This window comes from Flavobacterium sp. TN-1, from assembly GCF_052828645.1.
Map to the genome: position 1 here is coordinate 1,654,165 of NZ_CM128253.1, position 15,255 is coordinate 1,669,419.

General features: G+C 29.0%; 13 protein-coding genes. 4 read left to right on the forward strand and 9 right to left on the reverse strand.

The genetic code is table 11. The annotated features are described in order from the left end of the window. Positions 1 to 117: 117 nt before the first annotated feature. The 9 genes from ACUXZJ_RS06975 to ACUXZJ_RS07015 all read right to left on the reverse strand — a co-directional run bounded on the left by ACUXZJ_RS06975 (position 118) and on the right by ACUXZJ_RS07015 (position 12,023). A complete protein-coding gene (locus ACUXZJ_RS06975; protein WP_446196131.1) occupies positions 118 to 714 on the reverse strand; it encodes a GNAT family N-acetyltransferase in 597 nt (198 codons plus the stop codon). An 11-nt stretch (positions 715 to 725) separates the two neighbouring features. Then, the gene (locus ACUXZJ_RS06980) at positions 726 to 3,143 is read right to left on the reverse strand and encodes a GNAT family N-acetyltransferase (RefSeq protein WP_060383189.1); all 2,418 of its coding nucleotides are present in this window, start codon (positions 3,141 to 3,143) and stop codon (positions 726 to 728) included. A gap of 11 nt (positions 3,144 to 3,154) precedes the next feature. Continuing rightward, on the reverse strand, positions 3,155 to 4,240 hold the full coding sequence (locus ACUXZJ_RS06985; protein WP_063743729.1) for a heparan-alpha-glucosaminide N-acetyltransferase domain-containing protein: 1,086 nt from the start codon (positions 4,238 to 4,240) through the stop codon (positions 3,155 to 3,157). Continuing rightward, complete coding sequence (locus ACUXZJ_RS06990) at positions 4,240 to 5,562, reverse strand: lysine N(6)-hydroxylase/L-ornithine N(5)-oxygenase family protein (protein WP_063743730.1); 1,323 nt, start codon at positions 5,560 to 5,562, stop codon at positions 4,240 to 4,242. Before ACUXZJ_RS06990 ends, ACUXZJ_RS06985 begins: the two co-directional genes overlap by 1 nt. A gap of 6 nt (positions 5,563 to 5,568) precedes the next feature. Further along, positions 5,569 to 6,987 carry a pyridoxal phosphate-dependent decarboxylase family protein gene (locus ACUXZJ_RS06995; protein ID WP_235588312.1) on the reverse strand — a complete coding sequence of 473 codons (1,419 nt, stop codon included), beginning with the start codon at positions 6,985 to 6,987 and terminating at the stop codon, positions 5,569 to 5,571. A gap of 749 nt (positions 6,988 to 7,736) precedes the next feature. Continuing rightward, positions 7,737 to 8,291: a helix-turn-helix transcriptional regulator gene (locus ACUXZJ_RS07000; RefSeq protein WP_060383185.1), complete on the reverse strand. Its 555-nt coding sequence runs from the start codon at positions 8,289 to 8,291 to the stop codon at positions 7,737 to 7,739. Between the two features lie 94 nt (positions 8,292 to 8,385). After that, positions 8,386 to 8,733, reverse strand: a complete 348-nt coding sequence (locus tag ACUXZJ_RS07005; protein ID WP_060383184.1) for a DUF6686 family protein — start codon at positions 8,731 to 8,733, stop codon at positions 8,386 to 8,388. 3 nt (positions 8,734 to 8,736) lie between these two features. Further along, positions 8,737 to 9,858, reverse strand: a complete 1,122-nt coding sequence (locus tag ACUXZJ_RS07010; protein ID WP_060383183.1) for a PepSY-associated TM helix domain-containing protein — start codon at positions 9,856 to 9,858, stop codon at positions 8,737 to 8,739. Between the two features lie 59 nt (positions 9,859 to 9,917). Further along, complete coding sequence (locus ACUXZJ_RS07015) at positions 9,918 to 12,023, reverse strand: TonB-dependent siderophore receptor (protein WP_063743731.1); 2,106 nt, start codon at positions 12,021 to 12,023, stop codon at positions 9,918 to 9,920. 148 nt (positions 12,024 to 12,171) lie between these two features. Between ACUXZJ_RS07015 and radC the strand changes: the two genes are divergently transcribed. From radC to ACUXZJ_RS07035, 4 genes are read left to right on the forward strand one after another with little or no spacing between them, the layout of a single operon-like run. After that, positions 12,172 to 12,855 (forward strand): RadC family protein, encoded by a 684-nt coding sequence (gene radC, locus ACUXZJ_RS07020; protein ID WP_060383181.1) that lies wholly within the window; start codon positions 12,172 to 12,174, stop codon positions 12,853 to 12,855. Between the two features lie 3 nt (positions 12,856 to 12,858). Further along, positions 12,859 to 13,488, forward strand: coding sequence for an ABC transporter ATP-binding protein (locus ACUXZJ_RS07025; RefSeq protein WP_060383180.1), 630 nt, complete (start codon positions 12,859 to 12,861; stop codon positions 13,486 to 13,488). After that, the gene (locus tag ACUXZJ_RS07030; RefSeq protein WP_063743732.1) at positions 13,485 to 14,675 is read left to right on the forward strand and encodes an ABC transporter permease; all 1,191 of its coding nucleotides are present in this window, start codon (positions 13,485 to 13,487) and stop codon (positions 14,673 to 14,675) included. The genes ACUXZJ_RS07025 and ACUXZJ_RS07030 overlap by 4 nt, the downstream gene beginning before the upstream one ends. Beyond that, complete coding sequence (locus ACUXZJ_RS07035; RefSeq protein ID WP_060383178.1) at positions 14,668 to 15,150, forward strand: hypothetical protein; 483 nt, start codon at positions 14,668 to 14,670, stop codon at positions 15,148 to 15,150. The genes ACUXZJ_RS07030 and ACUXZJ_RS07035 overlap by 8 nt, the downstream gene beginning before the upstream one ends. Positions 15,151 to 15,255: the final 105 nt, after the last annotated feature.

The following is a 15,255-nucleotide window of genomic DNA, read 5'->3' on the forward strand; positions in this document are numbered from 1 at the left end:
TTGTTATAGAGTAGACTCTATTTTTATTTTAGGTTGACTAAAAGAAAACCTTTATACGAAGCTAAGAAACAGGTTAGATAACTCTTCAGGCAGCCTCATTTTTAGAAAAGTTCAATACTAATTTTTATCTATGAGAGCATTGTAGTATTGTTGTCTTGCACAAAATTCTAATCGTGCTTTTTTATGTGGTAAATCAATGAATTTTTGAAAAACAAACCCTGCTTTTTCATTCAAAATGTGTATTTTTTCATTTTTTGCATCGGGTTCTACAACTACACGATTAATTGATGAATCACTAAAGATAAAGTCTAAGATAAACTTGAAAATGTGCCAAGTAAAACCGTTTATTTTTTTGTCAGGAGGGGCTACTAAAATATGCATACCCATATCTCCTTTTTTTACTTCATAATGTTCCTTAATAATATCTTCTTGAGGATCATAACATTCTAATAAAAAAGCTACTTTCCCTTGAAATAAACCAATGTATATATGAGTGTTTTCTACTAGTTTTTGATAAATGGTTTTCACTTCATCGTAGTTTAAACCCATCATACCCCAATAAATAGCATATTCTTTTTGAACCCACTGATAAATTATAGGTAGGTCTTGGGTTAGGTTAAATTTTCTTAGTTCAAAAAAACCTATAGACTCTATTTTTTTACTAAAACAGATCGGGTTTTCTATATTTTGATTGGATTGCTGTGTACTGTTCATACTTTCTTGATTTAAGCTATTACTTTTTTGTACGGAGCAATAGGGTTAGAAATTTTACCTTGAAATTGTAATAAGGCAACAGGATCGTCTAGATCTATCATAGTCTTATTATTATTCAGTTGTAATCTGTTTAAACAAGACAATTCAAAATCAGTAGTAAATAGATCATATTTTTCAAATTTTGCTTCTAAATGAGGTTGTGTTTGTTGGTATTCTTGAATACTTTCGGCTACTAATTCCCAAAAACGATTTTCGTCGTACTGTATTTGAGATACTAAAATGCCAGACATAAAGCGGAAGAACCCATCAAAAACGTCTATAAATATTGAAAGTAATTTTACATCCTCAGGGACTTCAGCATACATTCTTTCTAGATTTATAGGAAGTTTAATTTCTGGATTTAGAATAACGGCTTCTTCTGTAATGTCTTTCATAAATGAACGTACAGGAACATGTTCTTTTAATCCTAAAATTAAGTTTTCTCCATGTGGCATAAACACTAAATCATATTCATAAAAACAATGAAGGAGTGGTGTAAGATAAATTGAGAAATAAGATTTTAACCATTTGTCAGTAGTAAGTTTTGACGCTTTTATTATTTCGGTTAAAAAAGAGTTTCCTTCTTTATCTATATGTAATAATGCAGCCATTGTCATTAATTGTTCTCCTTTTTGAAGGTATTTTACAGGACTTTCACGCCATAGTGAGGCAATCATTTTATTGTATGGATTATGTTTCCCATAGCTCTCAAAATAAGGATTAATGTAGCTAATAGATGCTACTTCACCAAGCATACCAAATCGAACTTGTTGTAAATAACGGTCATTTTTTAATAAATCTTCTAACCATTTTGCCATTTCAGGCGCGCTACCTAAATAATAAACTGGAAGTCCTCTCATGAATCCCATATTTAAAATAGATAAAGAAGTTTTTGTATATAATTTTTGTGGATGACTTACGTTGAAAAGTGTTCGGATAGATTGTTGCGCTTGATGATAATCGGTTCCGTAACCTAAACAAATTAGATTTCCTTGAGCTATTTCAGGAGAAAAAATAATGGCGAGTTTGTTAAACCATTGCCAAGGATGTGTTGGCATAAAGAAATAATCCGATGGATTTTTTCCTTGTTCTTTGATCATGATATTGAATATTTCAATGGTTTCGTCTCCCAATTCTTGACGAATTAGAGTTTCATAATCTAGTTCTTGTGTGCCAGCATAAACTGTTCGGTCTTTTTTACCTGCTAACCATACTAATTGAAAATGATTACCTGTTTCAGGGGTATAGGCTTGATAATCAGTGCTGTTAAAGCCTATTCTTCCATTATTAGCAACAAAACCAGGATGCCCTTCGTTCATAGATTGCTCAATGGTTTGGAAATCAGCATGTACTAATTGGTGAGCGTTTAAACTATCTTTATTTAATTTAAAGATGCTGCTTTGTAAGGTACTGATTATTTCTTCTATATAAGAAGGGAATAAATCATCTGAAATTCCGATGGTGTTTTTATACTCGTTGAAAAATAAAACAGCATCTATTTTTTCTTCGGGATTGTGATTTTTAATAATAGAACTTTCATTAATCAACCAGTGATTAAGAGCTAATTTTTTTGCTTTAAAGGAGTATGAAATTTCACTATTATCGCTGATAATTTGATAAATATCTTCTCCGTTTTCTCTAGAAATAAAAGTAGGAGTAAAAATGCTTTCATGAGAAAATTCACTAATTGCTTTTTTAACCAATAATTTATTAGCGAGTGCCCAAGAGTTTTCTGTTATATGATTCGTAGCTGTTTCAGGATTTTCAATTTGGCTAAATAATTGGGATATATTTAGTGTGACAGAATTTTCAGAATCCATTTTCTTAATGAATTGTCTTCTTGTACAAAAAGAAAGGCGCGCTGTTTTATGAGGTAATTCTACGATTTTGTCATCTTTGAAACCAATTCGATGGCATATTTTAAACATTTTTTCATTTCGAATATCGGGTTCTACTACAACTCTTTCAATAGTAAGATCAGAGAAAATGAATTTCATTATAGAGGAGAAAATATTCCAAGTAAATTTGTGGATAGGACGATTTGTAGGAGCTACAATTACGTGAATACCACAATCATGATCTTTTACTTTATAGTAATCAGAGATAGGGTCATTTTTAGGATTGTATTTTTCTAGAAGAAAGGAAATTTCGCCATTTACTTGTCCTAGAAAAACCTCTGAATGTTGTATGATTTTTTCATATTCGTTTTTAATTTCTTCACTATTTTTACCTATCATACCCCAATATTGAGCATATTCTCTATTTACCCAATCGTGGATAATAGGAATATGAGTTTGGATATTGAGAGGTATAAAATCGATGGTTCCTAATCCTTTTATTAAGGTAGAAAAGACAATTTCTGATGCTATATCGGTTATATTTTTTTCCATTGTTTAAGTACTTATTGATTGTTTTCAAATTGTATGATTCTTCGTGACTTTAATTTTCTGTATAAAATATTGACACAAAGCGTTAATGCTGTAAATAAGATTATTAGTGCTAAAACATTCCATTGATTGAGGCTCCAAAATCCAAAAACATACATTCCCCAATTAATTAAAGTCCATTGAATAAAATAGATACTAGTTGTATTTTTACTTAAATAGATTATGTAACTAAAAAATTGTGTGCTAGGATTTAAAAAAATAATTAATTGATTTGATATCCAAAAAGAGAGCATCATAATTCCTAGTAAAATAATACTTCCTCCAGGACCTAGATGATAATAATCTCCAAAATGGTATTTATAATTTGTAAGGACAAGTGAAAGACCTAGTACAATTAGTCCCAAACTCTGGATTGCTAAGTTTCTAAAGAAGATTTGAGTATCATTATTGATTTCTTTTAATTGTTTACCCAAAAAGACCCCCATAAAAATAAAAGCACTCCAAGGGAATACAGGAAAATAAACATTGTATTGATTACTAAAAAATAAGTCGCATATATATTGAAGACCTAAAATATTTATTTTTAATCCGCTTAATTCTTTGGATACTATTATTATCAATAATCCTAAAAAGAAGTATATCCATTTATTATTTGTTATTTGATTAATAAAGGCTATTAACAATAAGGTTATTCCTGCTAATTGTAATATATCTCCAAGACCTAAGAAAAATAACGTTGTTTCAAGTGTTTGTGTTTTTAAATGATAAGCATTTAAAAAACGATAAGGTAATCCACCGAATATAAATTCGGGGATTATAAATTTCACAAAATTTAAAGAATAGCCTATATATAATATATATAAAGCTCTTTTTGTGATAGCATAAAAGGATTGTCTTCTGGAAAATGTAAATGATATTCCCATAGCAATAAGATACATAGCAGCTCCACGTCCTAGCCAAATAATAATTTGTCCTATCGTTGTTTCTGTTTGAGTTTCGAGTGTTCCGTATATGAGCATTGTATGCACAATAATTAAAAAGAAAACACTTATACCTCTAGTAAAATCTATTGCAGCAATTCTATTGTTTGTCAATCCCATTATGCTTTTAGGTTTGATTTTTGTTTTTCCATTTCGGTAACGCCAAATTGTTGGAAAGCAATTTGTTTTTCAATTGGATAAATTTCTTTACCTACCATTTCTTTAATGATATAAGAGTTTCTATAACAAGCCATTCCTAAGTCAGGAGTTACAAAACCATGTGTGTGTAGCTCTGCATTTTGAACAAAAATTTCAGAACTTTCTATATCAATTGTATAGTTACGATTCGTTGCATAACGACCTTTGTTATCCCAGTTAATTCTGTGGTTAATATCATTAATAAAAGAAGGGATAGTACTTGAATATCCAGTAGCTAGTACTAAGGCCTCAGTAGTATGTTCGAAGTTTTCGTCTTGTTCGACGTGATGTAATTCTAATTCAAATTTTTGAGTAATTTCATTATATTTTGAATTAATGCAAGCAGCATTTGTTCTTAAATTTACATCAATAGGATGAAGGACTTTTTTGTAATATATTGTATCAAAAATACTACCTATTAAATCTTTGTTGATTCCTTTGTATAATTCTTTTTGATTATGAATTAAATGATCTCGTTTGGCTTCTGGTAAATTATAAAAATAGTCAACATACTCAGGAGAGGTCATTTCAAGAGTTAATTTACTGTAATCCATCGGGAAAAAACGAGGAGAACGTGTAATCCAGTTAAGTTGATAGCCATGAATGTCTATTTCCTGTAAAAGGTCATTAAAAACTTCTGCTGCGCTCTGACCACTTCCTAAAACAGTTATTGATTTTTTGGATTGAAGTTGTTCTTTATTAGTTAAGTATTCTGAAGAATGAATGGCTCTGTTTTTAAGTGAATTACATGATTTAGGAATATAAGGAGTAGTCCCTGTACCTAAAACAAGTTTACGACAAGCGTAAATATTTACTTTTTTACTTTTTGTATCTTGTACGGTAACTAAATAAATTTTTTCTTGTTCATTGTAATCTATTGTTGTAACCTCTTTACCAAAATGAACATTAGCTAGTTTGTTTATAGCCCATTGGCAATATTGATTGTATTCATTACGTAGTAGTAAGAAATTTTCACGAATGTAAAAAGAATAAATTTTTCCTTTTTCTTTAATATAGTTTAAAAAACTAAAAGGACTGGTAGGATCAGCTAGTGTAACTAAATCAGCTAGAAAAGGAATTTGTAAAGTAGTGTCCTGTAATAACATACCAGGATGCCAGTCAAATGTTTCATTCTTATCAAAAAACAAACCATTTAATTCTTTAATAGGGTTTGTTAAGCAAGCTAATCCAAGATTAAATGGACCTACGCCAATTGCAATGAAGTCGTATGTTTTATTTTCCATAAAGTTTTAATTTTTAATTGAATATTGTTGACCGTGATGGATGATTAAATCAATTATTTCATCAATGTCATTTGTGGTTGTTAAAGGATTTAAAAGGGTGAATTTTAAGAATACTTTTTCGTTTACCTTTGTACTTGTTATGATCGCTTTTCCTTCGTTAAAAAGAGCTTTTCTTATGTATGAGTTGAGGTTACAATATGAATTATATTGATCTTGAAAAGGAGTATATCTAAAAACGATTGCGCTAATTTCAGGTTGATGGATAATTTCAAAATCATTTCTGTTTTTTAATAAGCTGGCTGTATAAAGAGCATTTTCTATAGAAGTTTCTAAATAAGAACTCAAGCCTTTTACGCCTATACAACGAAGAGTAAACCATAATTTAAGAGCATCAAATCGTCTGGTTGTTTGAATAGATTTTTTAACCATATTAGGAATACCTTCATCTTCTTGTTCCTTAGAGTTTAGATAATCAGCATGGTATTTAATATAATCAACAAATGATTTGTCACGCATAAAAAAGCCACTTGAACTTACAGGTTGATAAAAAGTCTTATGGTAATCTATTGTGACAGAGTCTGAAAGTTCAATTCCTTTTAATTTGTTTTTGTGTATATCACTTATTAGTAAACCTCCACCATAAGCAGCATCAACATGAAACCAGATATGGTTTTCTTTTGCTATAGAAGCTATTTCTTCGAGTGGATCTATAGAACCGAAATCAGTAGTACCTGCTGTTCCTATGATGGCTATAGGGATATCACCATTAGCTTTTAATTCCTCTATTTTATTTTTGAGTTCCTTGATATTCATTTTAAAATTTTTATCAACAGGAATTTGTACTATAGCATTTTGTCCTAATCCTAATAAGCTAAGATTCTTTTTTAAACTAAAATGGCTGACTTCGGAACAAAGTACTTTAAATTTTGATGCCTCTGCTGGTAAACCTTCCATTACAGGGTTTATATTGTATCTTGTTTTGATATAATGATCTCTTGCTAATAAAAGGCCCATTAAATTAGATTGTGTACCACCACTTGTAAAAATACCTTCACCATTTTTAGGATAATTTAATAATTGAAGAGTCCATTCAATTAATTTTAATTCTATGTAGGTTCCTCCTGTACTTTGATCCCAGGTATCCATAGAAGAATTTAAAGAAGATATAAAGGCTTCTGCTACAAGAGTAGGGGTAAGAATTGGACAGTTTAGATGCGCAACGTATTTTGGGTGATGAAATAGTATGCAGTCATCAAGATATATTTTTTGAATTTCGTTTAAAACCTTTTTTAGAGGCAAACCATTTTCATTGTCATATAAATCTATTTTATCAATTAAATTTTGTAAAGAAGAAATGCTCTTACCAGTATAAGGAGTGGTTCTCTTTTCGTTATTTTTAATGATTTGTCTTATGGCTTTTTTCATACTTTTCTTATAGAGATTCAAGTTTTCTCTCTCGTCAGAAAAGATATATATGTTATTGTTTAGCAGCTTTTTGTAACCCTTTTTAGGTTTAGTTTTGATAGTTGAAACTAATTCGCTCATGATTTATTTAGATTAAATAAAAATTATGAAACAAAGTAATACTTACAAATTGGATTAATCAATACCTTAAATATTGTCTTTTTTTTAATATTATAATAGTATTTAAGTACCTAATATGAGGTATATTTAGATCTGATGGTTTGATTAAGTTTAAATTATGAGAGGGGTATTTATGGTATAAAAAATGAGTTTAAAACTAAAAAATATCTATTTTATTTGTTTTTTGATTTTCATAGTAAGAATTAATACCATTTAAACTTTGAAATTTTTTAATAATACTATTTTTTAGCCTTGAGACTACCCAAAAAGTTCGTAATCTTGTTATTTTGACTAAAGGAAGAAATCGCATAATGTTAATTTAGACACTATCCTACAAAAGCAATAAAAATTAGTGTTGGTTCTCGATGCGCTTCGCGCTCGAACTAACGATGATTTCAATTATATACTGAACCGCTTGTTTGAGTTGTTTTAAAATGAAAAAAACAGATCGAGAATTTTACTTTTTAATCCAGTATATGTTAAGTTTAAATGGTATAACATGTAATTTGGATTAAAGAAAAGACTATATGATTTATAAAAAAAGCCTTCTTGCCTATCTCAAGAAGGCTTTATAAAGGAATATTTATATGTTAATGATTAGCAATGTCGTTCTTTAGGCTGTATAAAATTAGATCAGTAGTAGTATTGACACCTACTTTTTTCATAATATTTTTTCTGTGTGTGCGAAAGGTATGAATACTGATACAAAGGTTATTGGAAATTTCTTCGTTACTCTTACCTTCCGTAAGCATTTTTAAAATACAACGTTCTTGTTTTGTTAAATTAAAATCAATTTGTTTGTGAATACTTTTTGACGGGAAAAAATATTCATCTTTGTCTATATAATGAAATAATTCTATGATTTGGGATTCAGAACAATCTTTACTAATAATAGAATCAACAAAGTTTAAAATGTTTGATTTTAATGCTAAATGATTTTTGAGATAGGTTTCATTAGAAGTTATAATAATTAGTTTTATTATTCTTTTTTCTTTTTTTAGATTAAGAATTTGATCCAGTAAGTCTTCGTTAAAATTAGTGGGATCAAAAAAAAGATAATCTATTACCGCTTTATTAATTAAGTTTTCTAATTGATAAAAAGTATCTAGCTCATAATTTTTAGACTTAATTAATAATTTGAGCATAAAGGAGCTCAAAGCCTTTCTGAACAAAGTTGGAGAATCTAGTATGGCTGTTGTTTTCAAGCATTAAGTAAGTTTATAGTTTGTTTAAAAAAAGTTAATTCCAGTTGATAGATAAAATTTGGTTTTCAACTAATTTAAAAAATTCAGTTTTATTTGGTTTGGTCAAAACAAGAAGTTCAAATAATTCTATTCTATTTATCATAATAATGAAATTATCCTGAAGAGTAGGAATAGGAATCTTTTTTTCATACACTGATTGTTCATATTCTTTTTCCCAATAGGTAGGATTCATTCTTCTTAAATACTTGTAAAAAGCATCCAATTCTTCAGCAGACATACTAAAGTTTAAATTATTAAAAGTTAGTTGATATTTCTGGCAGCCTTTTAAAAAAATAAGCATACCATTATTGGTTTGATTAATGATTGAAAAATTACAACACATAAGCTATTTGTTTTTGCGCCCCCACCAAATTAAAAAACCTGTTATTGGTAATGATGCGATTAGAAGACTTATTAAAAAAGCGAAAGTTTTTCCTGCTAACCCAGCAATAGCACCCGTATGTATATCATAATTCATACGTAGGATTTTATCTGAATTATCAGCATTTTTAAATTGTCCCCATAAATGTTCAACTTTTTTTTCTTCTAGAGTATATTGATCAAAATAGCGATAATCTGTTTTCCAAAGAGTATGACTTTCTGGATTTGAATTGCACGCTATAGAAGTACTGTCATTTGTTGGAGGATGAATTTCAATTGATTTAGATTTTGGATATTCTGATTTCATAATAAACCAAGCTTTGTCTATAGAAAAAGAATTATCCTTAGTATTGATACTTTTACGTGAAGATGTGGGTTCTTGATAAATCATTGATTTTTCTCCGCCTACTGCTTTGTAGTATAAATATCCAAACCAAGGAAATCCCCAAACTAATCCTGTAATAATGAAAATTAAAGCAAATAGGGAAGTATATAAACCTATTATATTGTGTAAATCAAAATTTTTTCTTTTCCACTTTATTCCTTCTTTCCATTGAAACCATACTCTTTTTTTTATTTCTTTACTTTTTTTAGGGAGCCAAAGTATAAGACCTGTAATAACTAGGAATAGGAATAAGAATGTACCTGTTGCGACTATAATTTGTCCAATAGCGTGAGGTAGCCATAGATACATGTGACCTTCAAATATAAAATGGAAAAAGCCTGTATTTAGATCGCTTATTTTAATGATTTTACCATTATAAGGATTTAAATATAGGATAATATGATAATTAGGAGTATTTTTATAGAATATGATTTCAACTGCGTTATCATTTCCATTGTATTTTATAGCATGTATTTCTTTGTTGGGAATTTTTTTTGATGCTATACTTCGTAATACACTAGGGATTAATAAGGGTTTGTTTTGTATTTCAATTTTTGGGTGTTCTTGATTCCAAGCTTGAATTTCTTCTTTAAAAGTATATAAAGCACCTGTAATTGCTACTATGAAAACAATAATACCTGAGGTTAACCCAAGCCAAAGATGTATTTTTCGTGTTTTTTGTTTAATACTTTTTATTTCCATTTTATTTAATAGAGCATTAAGAAACTCTCAAATTAAAGTTTCTTAATGCTTTTGAATTTTTAAAATTTATAGGTTAGCATAGCTCTCCAGTTTCTACCAGGTTCACTTTGCCAATAAGCAACGGTTCCTGCTATTCCTCCAGAATAAAGGTATTTGTTTAATAGATTATTAACATTTAGAGCTAGATTTAATCCTTTATATTTCCAATTAATACCTGCGTCTAATCGTAAATAATCAGGTAATATAGTTTTGTTATCGGCTCCCCAATTAGATGTAGAACGGTCTACTAAATATTGGTATCCTAACATAGTTCCAAAACCTTTTAAAAAAGTGTCTTCTTTAAAATTGTAGTTAATCCAACCATTTGTGGTATGTTTAGAATGACCTTCAATTCTTTTACCAATATTTAATGGATTTATGTCTTCAATTGTTTTTACTTCTGTAAAGGCATAGTTTAAAACAATATTTAATTCAGGGGATAATTGACCTTGTATATCAAATTCTACTCCTTCTGATTGTACTTTACCTACTTGTAATCTGTTAATAATGTCGTTAGGATCAGTTACTAATACATTCTTTTTTGTGATTTGATAAACAGATAATGTTGTTTTTAATTTGTCTCTTAAAAAAGATTTTTTTAATCCTATTTCAATATTACGAGCATATTCTGGATCAAAAGATTTACCTTCTTTATCTGTGCCATAATTAGGCATAATTGAGTTGTCATACTGAGAGTATAAGGTAAAGTTTTTGGTAATATCAAAGCTCACACCTACTCTTGGTGTTATTTTTTTTATAGTAACTTTATTTTTGTAATCATCGTTGGTTTTTCCATTAAAATAACGTCCCGCAAGAGTTACTCTAAATCTATCATTTAAAAGCCATATTTCATCTTGTGCATAGATAGAAGCATATTCAGTTCCACTACCAATATTTGTTAATCCCGATTCCCTGTTAAATGTAGGATAAACAGCTTTGTCATAAGTAGGATCGAAAAGATTGAAAGGAATTATATCATAAGTAGCTGTATGTGACCAATCATACTTACTGCTAAGTTTTTTATAGTCAATACCAGTTAATAATTTATGCGTCATGCCTAAAAAATTTATTTCCCCGTTAACATATATTTGTGCTAGTTCATTTAATGATTTTGTGTCAAAATTATTAAGCATTCTATGAGTATATCCAAGAGGATGTATTTGATAGACCCAATTCGTATAGCCCAGTTGTTTATATTGCATAATCATATATTGGGAGTTGATAGACCATTTATTATTAAAATTATGGTTAAAATCTATAAATAGGTTAACTTCCTCTATATCAGAGCTAGGATAATTTTTGTCTATATGAGAAATATCTCTATCTAAACTTCCTAGTCCTTTTTCTACAGGAGCAAATACGTATGAAGCACTCAACATTTGTTTTGCTTTTTGGTAAGTGAATTCAGTTGTTATTGATGTATTATCATTAAATTCATATTTAAAAGATGGAACGATACTATATCTCGAATTTTTTTCAAATAGTCTATTGGTTTCTGAAAATTGATACATAGCATTAAAACGATATTGTAACTTGCCATCATCAGTTAATGCACCACCAGAATCTAAAGTTCCTCTGTAAAAATTAAAACTCCCACCTGAAAAACCTATTTCATTAATTGATTTTTTAGTTGGTTTTTTAGTTACCACATTATAAATACCACTTGGGGCTCCTGCTGAAGTCATAAATCCAGAAGGACCTTTTACAAATTCAATATTTTCAACCATTGAAAGATCCGTTGCTAATGGCCCATATCCAATGTCTATGTTCATACCATTTCTAAATGAAGGGAGTTTAAAACCTCTCATGTTGATATTTGCATAATTACCAAAATGCTCATTCATTTGAGCACCACTTATATTACGCGTTACATTTTCCATCATCGTGGTAATGTTTTGACTTTTTAGGAGCTCATTTGTTACGATTTGAATATTTTGAGGAATTTTTGTAATTTCTGTTTTCAATCTTAAACTGCTGGAAACTTTATTAGAGGCAAATTTATTTGCAGTTCCAGATATAGAAATTTCTTTTAGACTATTTATAGAATCTTTTTTGATTCTCTTTTTTTGACCATGTAGATGTATTGACATCGTTGCTAATAGAATAATTAAAATAGACTTATTCATATTTATTTAGATTTATTAAAAATAATAGCAAAGTAATTTATAAAAAGAATAAAAAACAAATTTATTTAGAATAAATAAAAATAAAAAACATTTGATAATTTTTCGAAAAAAAGGTATTAAATTGTAATTCGTTAAAAGCCAGGTAAATATGTATACACCAATTAATAAGTGGGCCAAAGATGATCGTCCACGTGAAAAGTTCTTGAACAAAGGAAAAATAGCCTTATCTGATTCTGAATTACTTGCTATTCTTATTGGTTCAGGATCTCGTAATGAAAGTGCTGTACAGCTTTGTCAGCGTATTTTGGCCTCTACTAATAATAATCTTAATCAATTAGGAAAACTTTCTATTCAACAACTTCGAGAATTTAAAGGAGTAGGAGAAGCAAAAGCGTTGTCTATAGCAGCTGCATTAGAATTAGGTCGCAGGAGGAAGGAAGAAAATATAAAAGAATTTTTTAAAATTACATCAAGTTCACAAGTTTATTCATTAATGCAGCCTCTAATAGGAGAATTACCTCATGAAGAATTTTGGGTATTATTTTTAAATAATTCAAATAAACTAATTCATAAAACACAGATTAGCAAAGGAGGCATCACGGGAACTATTGTAGATGCTCGATTAGTTTATAAATTAGCATTTGAGTATTTCGCTACTGGGATAATCCTGTTACATAATCATCCATCAGGCAAACTTAAGCCCAGTGATGCTGATATACAACTAACAAAAAAAATAATAGAAGCAGGGAAATATTTAGATATTTTGGTATTAGATCATTTGATAATAACAGAAAAGGCGTACTTTAGCTTTGCTGATGAAAATTTGTTATAAATAATGATACAAATCAAACAATTACAGTATAGTTATGCTAATGATAAAATACTTTTATTTCCTGATTTTACCTGTCTAGAATCTCAAGTATTATTGCTTACGGGAAGCTCAGGAATAGGTAAGACGACTTTATTACACTTATTAGGAGGGATGTTATTACCTCAATCAGGAGAAATTATAATTAATGGATGTGCGTTACAATCCTTAAATGAAAGAGAAAGAGATCACTTTAGAGGGAAATATATAGGAGTTGTTTTACAACAAAATTATTTTATTGAGTCCTTAAATGTATTAGAAAATGTGTTAATGGCTTCCTACTTAGGAAAAGGAAAAACAAGAATTATTAAAGCAAAAGAAATTTTAACGCATTTAGGTTTAGAAGATTATCTTTATAAAAAAACCTATCAATTGAGTGTGGGACAACAACAGCGTTTGTCCATTGCAAGAGCTCTAATAAATGAACCAAAAGTCATTTTAGCGGATGAGCCCACTTCTAGTTTAGACGATGGAAATGTAGTTATAGTAGCCAAATTGTTAGAAAATATTGCAAAAGAATACAAAACAGCGATGGTAGTGGTTACACATGATTCTCGGTTAAAAGAACGCTTTGTAAATCAAATTCAATTAGTATGATTATAAAATTAGCTTGGCGAAATATTGTGTTTAAGCCTTTAAATACTTTTTTAAGTATCTTGCTTTTAACTAGCAGTATAACAATTATGACACTTTTAATATTGTTAGAAAAGCAGTTTGAAGAACAATTTTCATCCAATGCAGATGATATAGATTTAGTTCTAGGAGCACAAGGAAGTCCGTTGCAATTAGTCTTATCTTCAGTTTATCAGATAGATACGCCTACAGGTAATATAAATTATGATTCAGCAAAAGTATGGATGAAACATCCTTTCGTACAAAAAGCAATTCCATTGGCTTTTGGAGATAATTATGATAGTTATAAAATTGTAGGAACAACAGGAGATTATCTGAAAAAATTTGATGCTCAATTCATTGAAGGAAAAGAATTTTTAGCCGATTTTGAAGTAGTTGTAGGTTCTACCGTTGCTCAGAAAAAGAATTTAAAAATAGGAAGTACTTTTTATAGTATACATGGTGACGCAAAAGAAGGCGAAAAACACGAAACAAAACCATTTAAAGTTGTAGGAGTACTACAACCTACAGGTAAAATGATTGATAATCTAATAATGTGTTCCATAAAAAGTGTTTGGAATGTACATGAAGAAATTAGTGATGAAGAACATCATTATAATCATTCTAGAGAAATAACTTCAGTACTATTAAAATTTAGAAATAAGATGGCTATTATGATGTGGCCAAGAATCATTGCATCTAATACAAAAATGCAAGCCGTTTCCCCTGCAATTGAAATCAATAGATTATTTACACTTTTTGGAGTTGGAATAAAAGCATTATCTTATTTAGGATATGGTATTATGTTAATTTCAGGACTAAGTATTTTTATAATGCTCTATAACCGTTTGAAAGAACGTAAATATGAGTTTGCCTTATTGCGTTTACAAGGAGCAACAAAAAATCAATTAATCCTATTGGTTCTGTTAGAAAGCATATTTTTGTGTATAGTAGGTTTTTGTTTTGGAACGATAATTGGTAGATTTGCCCTTCAAATAATTTCCAAACTCTCAGAAGAAGATTTAAAAATGATCTTTGATCCCTTTGAAGTTATTTGGGAAAAGGAAGGAGCTTTGTTATCAGTAACTTTATTATTAGGAGTTATTTCAGCCTTAATTCCTGCTTTTAAAGCATATAAAATGAATTTATCAAAAACCTTAGCAAATGCGTAAATGGATTATATTGATTACTTTGGTAAGTTTAACCTTAGTAAGTTTTAACAAAATAGAAAAACGAATAATTTCAGAACATTTTCATCAAAAAATAATACTTAATGATACCTTAAATTGGAAAAAATTAGGGTATATAAAATTTGTTAAAAAACAACATAAAGACTATGGTATGATTGATTACCCCGTAATCAGTCCTGAAATTAAGATGCGAAATAATAAAAGAGTTATTATTTCAGGTTTTATTGTACCTATTGATAATGTAAATTATGCCATTAGCAAAAATGTATTTGCTTCCTGCTTTTTTTGTGGAAAAGCAGGACCAGAAACAATAGCAGGTTTAAAATTTAAAGAAGGAAAGAAAAAACTTCGTACAGATCAATATGTAACTATATCAGGTACATTAAAATTAAATGAGACAGATGTAGATAATTGGATGTATAATTTGATAGATGTAGTAATTTTAAAAGGGGAATAAATACAACTCTTTGTTACAAGCAATTTTTACAAAAAGAAACTCGTGATAAAACTCGAAAAATAAAACCTAATTAATAAGTCAAAAGTATTTATAAAAAATAGTTAT

Coding starts and splice junctions, on each gene's coding strand:
- ACUXZJ_RS06975 (WP_446196131.1), bottom strand. CDS start 714: ATGAACAGTACACAGCAATCCAATCAAAATATAGAAAACCCGATCTGT.
- ACUXZJ_RS06980 (WP_060383189.1), bottom strand. CDS start 3,143: ATGGAAAAAAATATAACCGATATAGCATCAGAAATTGTCTTTTCTACC.
- ACUXZJ_RS06985 (WP_063743729.1), bottom strand. CDS start 4,240: ATGGGATTGACAAACAATAGAATTGCTGCAATAGATTTTACTAGAGGT.
- ACUXZJ_RS06990 (WP_063743730.1), bottom strand. CDS start 5,562: ATGGAAAATAAAACATACGACTTCATTGCAATTGGCGTAGGTCCATTT.
- ACUXZJ_RS06995 (WP_235588312.1), bottom strand. CDS start 6,987: ATGAAAAAAGCCATAAGACAAATCATTAAAAATAACGAAAAGAGAACC.
- ACUXZJ_RS07000 (WP_060383185.1), bottom strand. CDS start 8,291: ATGCTCAAATTATTAATTAAGTCTAAAAATTATGAGCTAGATACTTTT.
- ACUXZJ_RS07005 (WP_060383184.1), bottom strand. CDS start 8,733: ATGTGTTGTAATTTTTCAATCATTAATCAAACCAATAATGGTATGCTT.
- ACUXZJ_RS07010 (WP_060383183.1), bottom strand. CDS start 9,858: ATGGAAATAAAAAGTATTAAACAAAAAACACGAAAAATACATCTTTGG.
- ACUXZJ_RS07015 (WP_063743731.1), bottom strand. CDS start 12,023: ATGAATAAGTCTATTTTAATTATTCTATTAGCAACGATGTCAATACAT.
- radC (WP_060383181.1), top strand. CDS start 12,172: ATGTATACACCAATTAATAAGTGGGCCAAAGATGATCGTCCACGTGAA.
- ACUXZJ_RS07025 (WP_060383180.1), top strand. CDS start 12,859: ATGATACAAATCAAACAATTACAGTATAGTTATGCTAATGATAAAATA.
- ACUXZJ_RS07030 (WP_063743732.1), top strand. CDS start 13,485: ATGATTATAAAATTAGCTTGGCGAAATATTGTGTTTAAGCCTTTAAAT.
- ACUXZJ_RS07035 (WP_060383178.1), top strand. CDS start 14,668: ATGCGTAAATGGATTATATTGATTACTTTGGTAAGTTTAACCTTAGTA.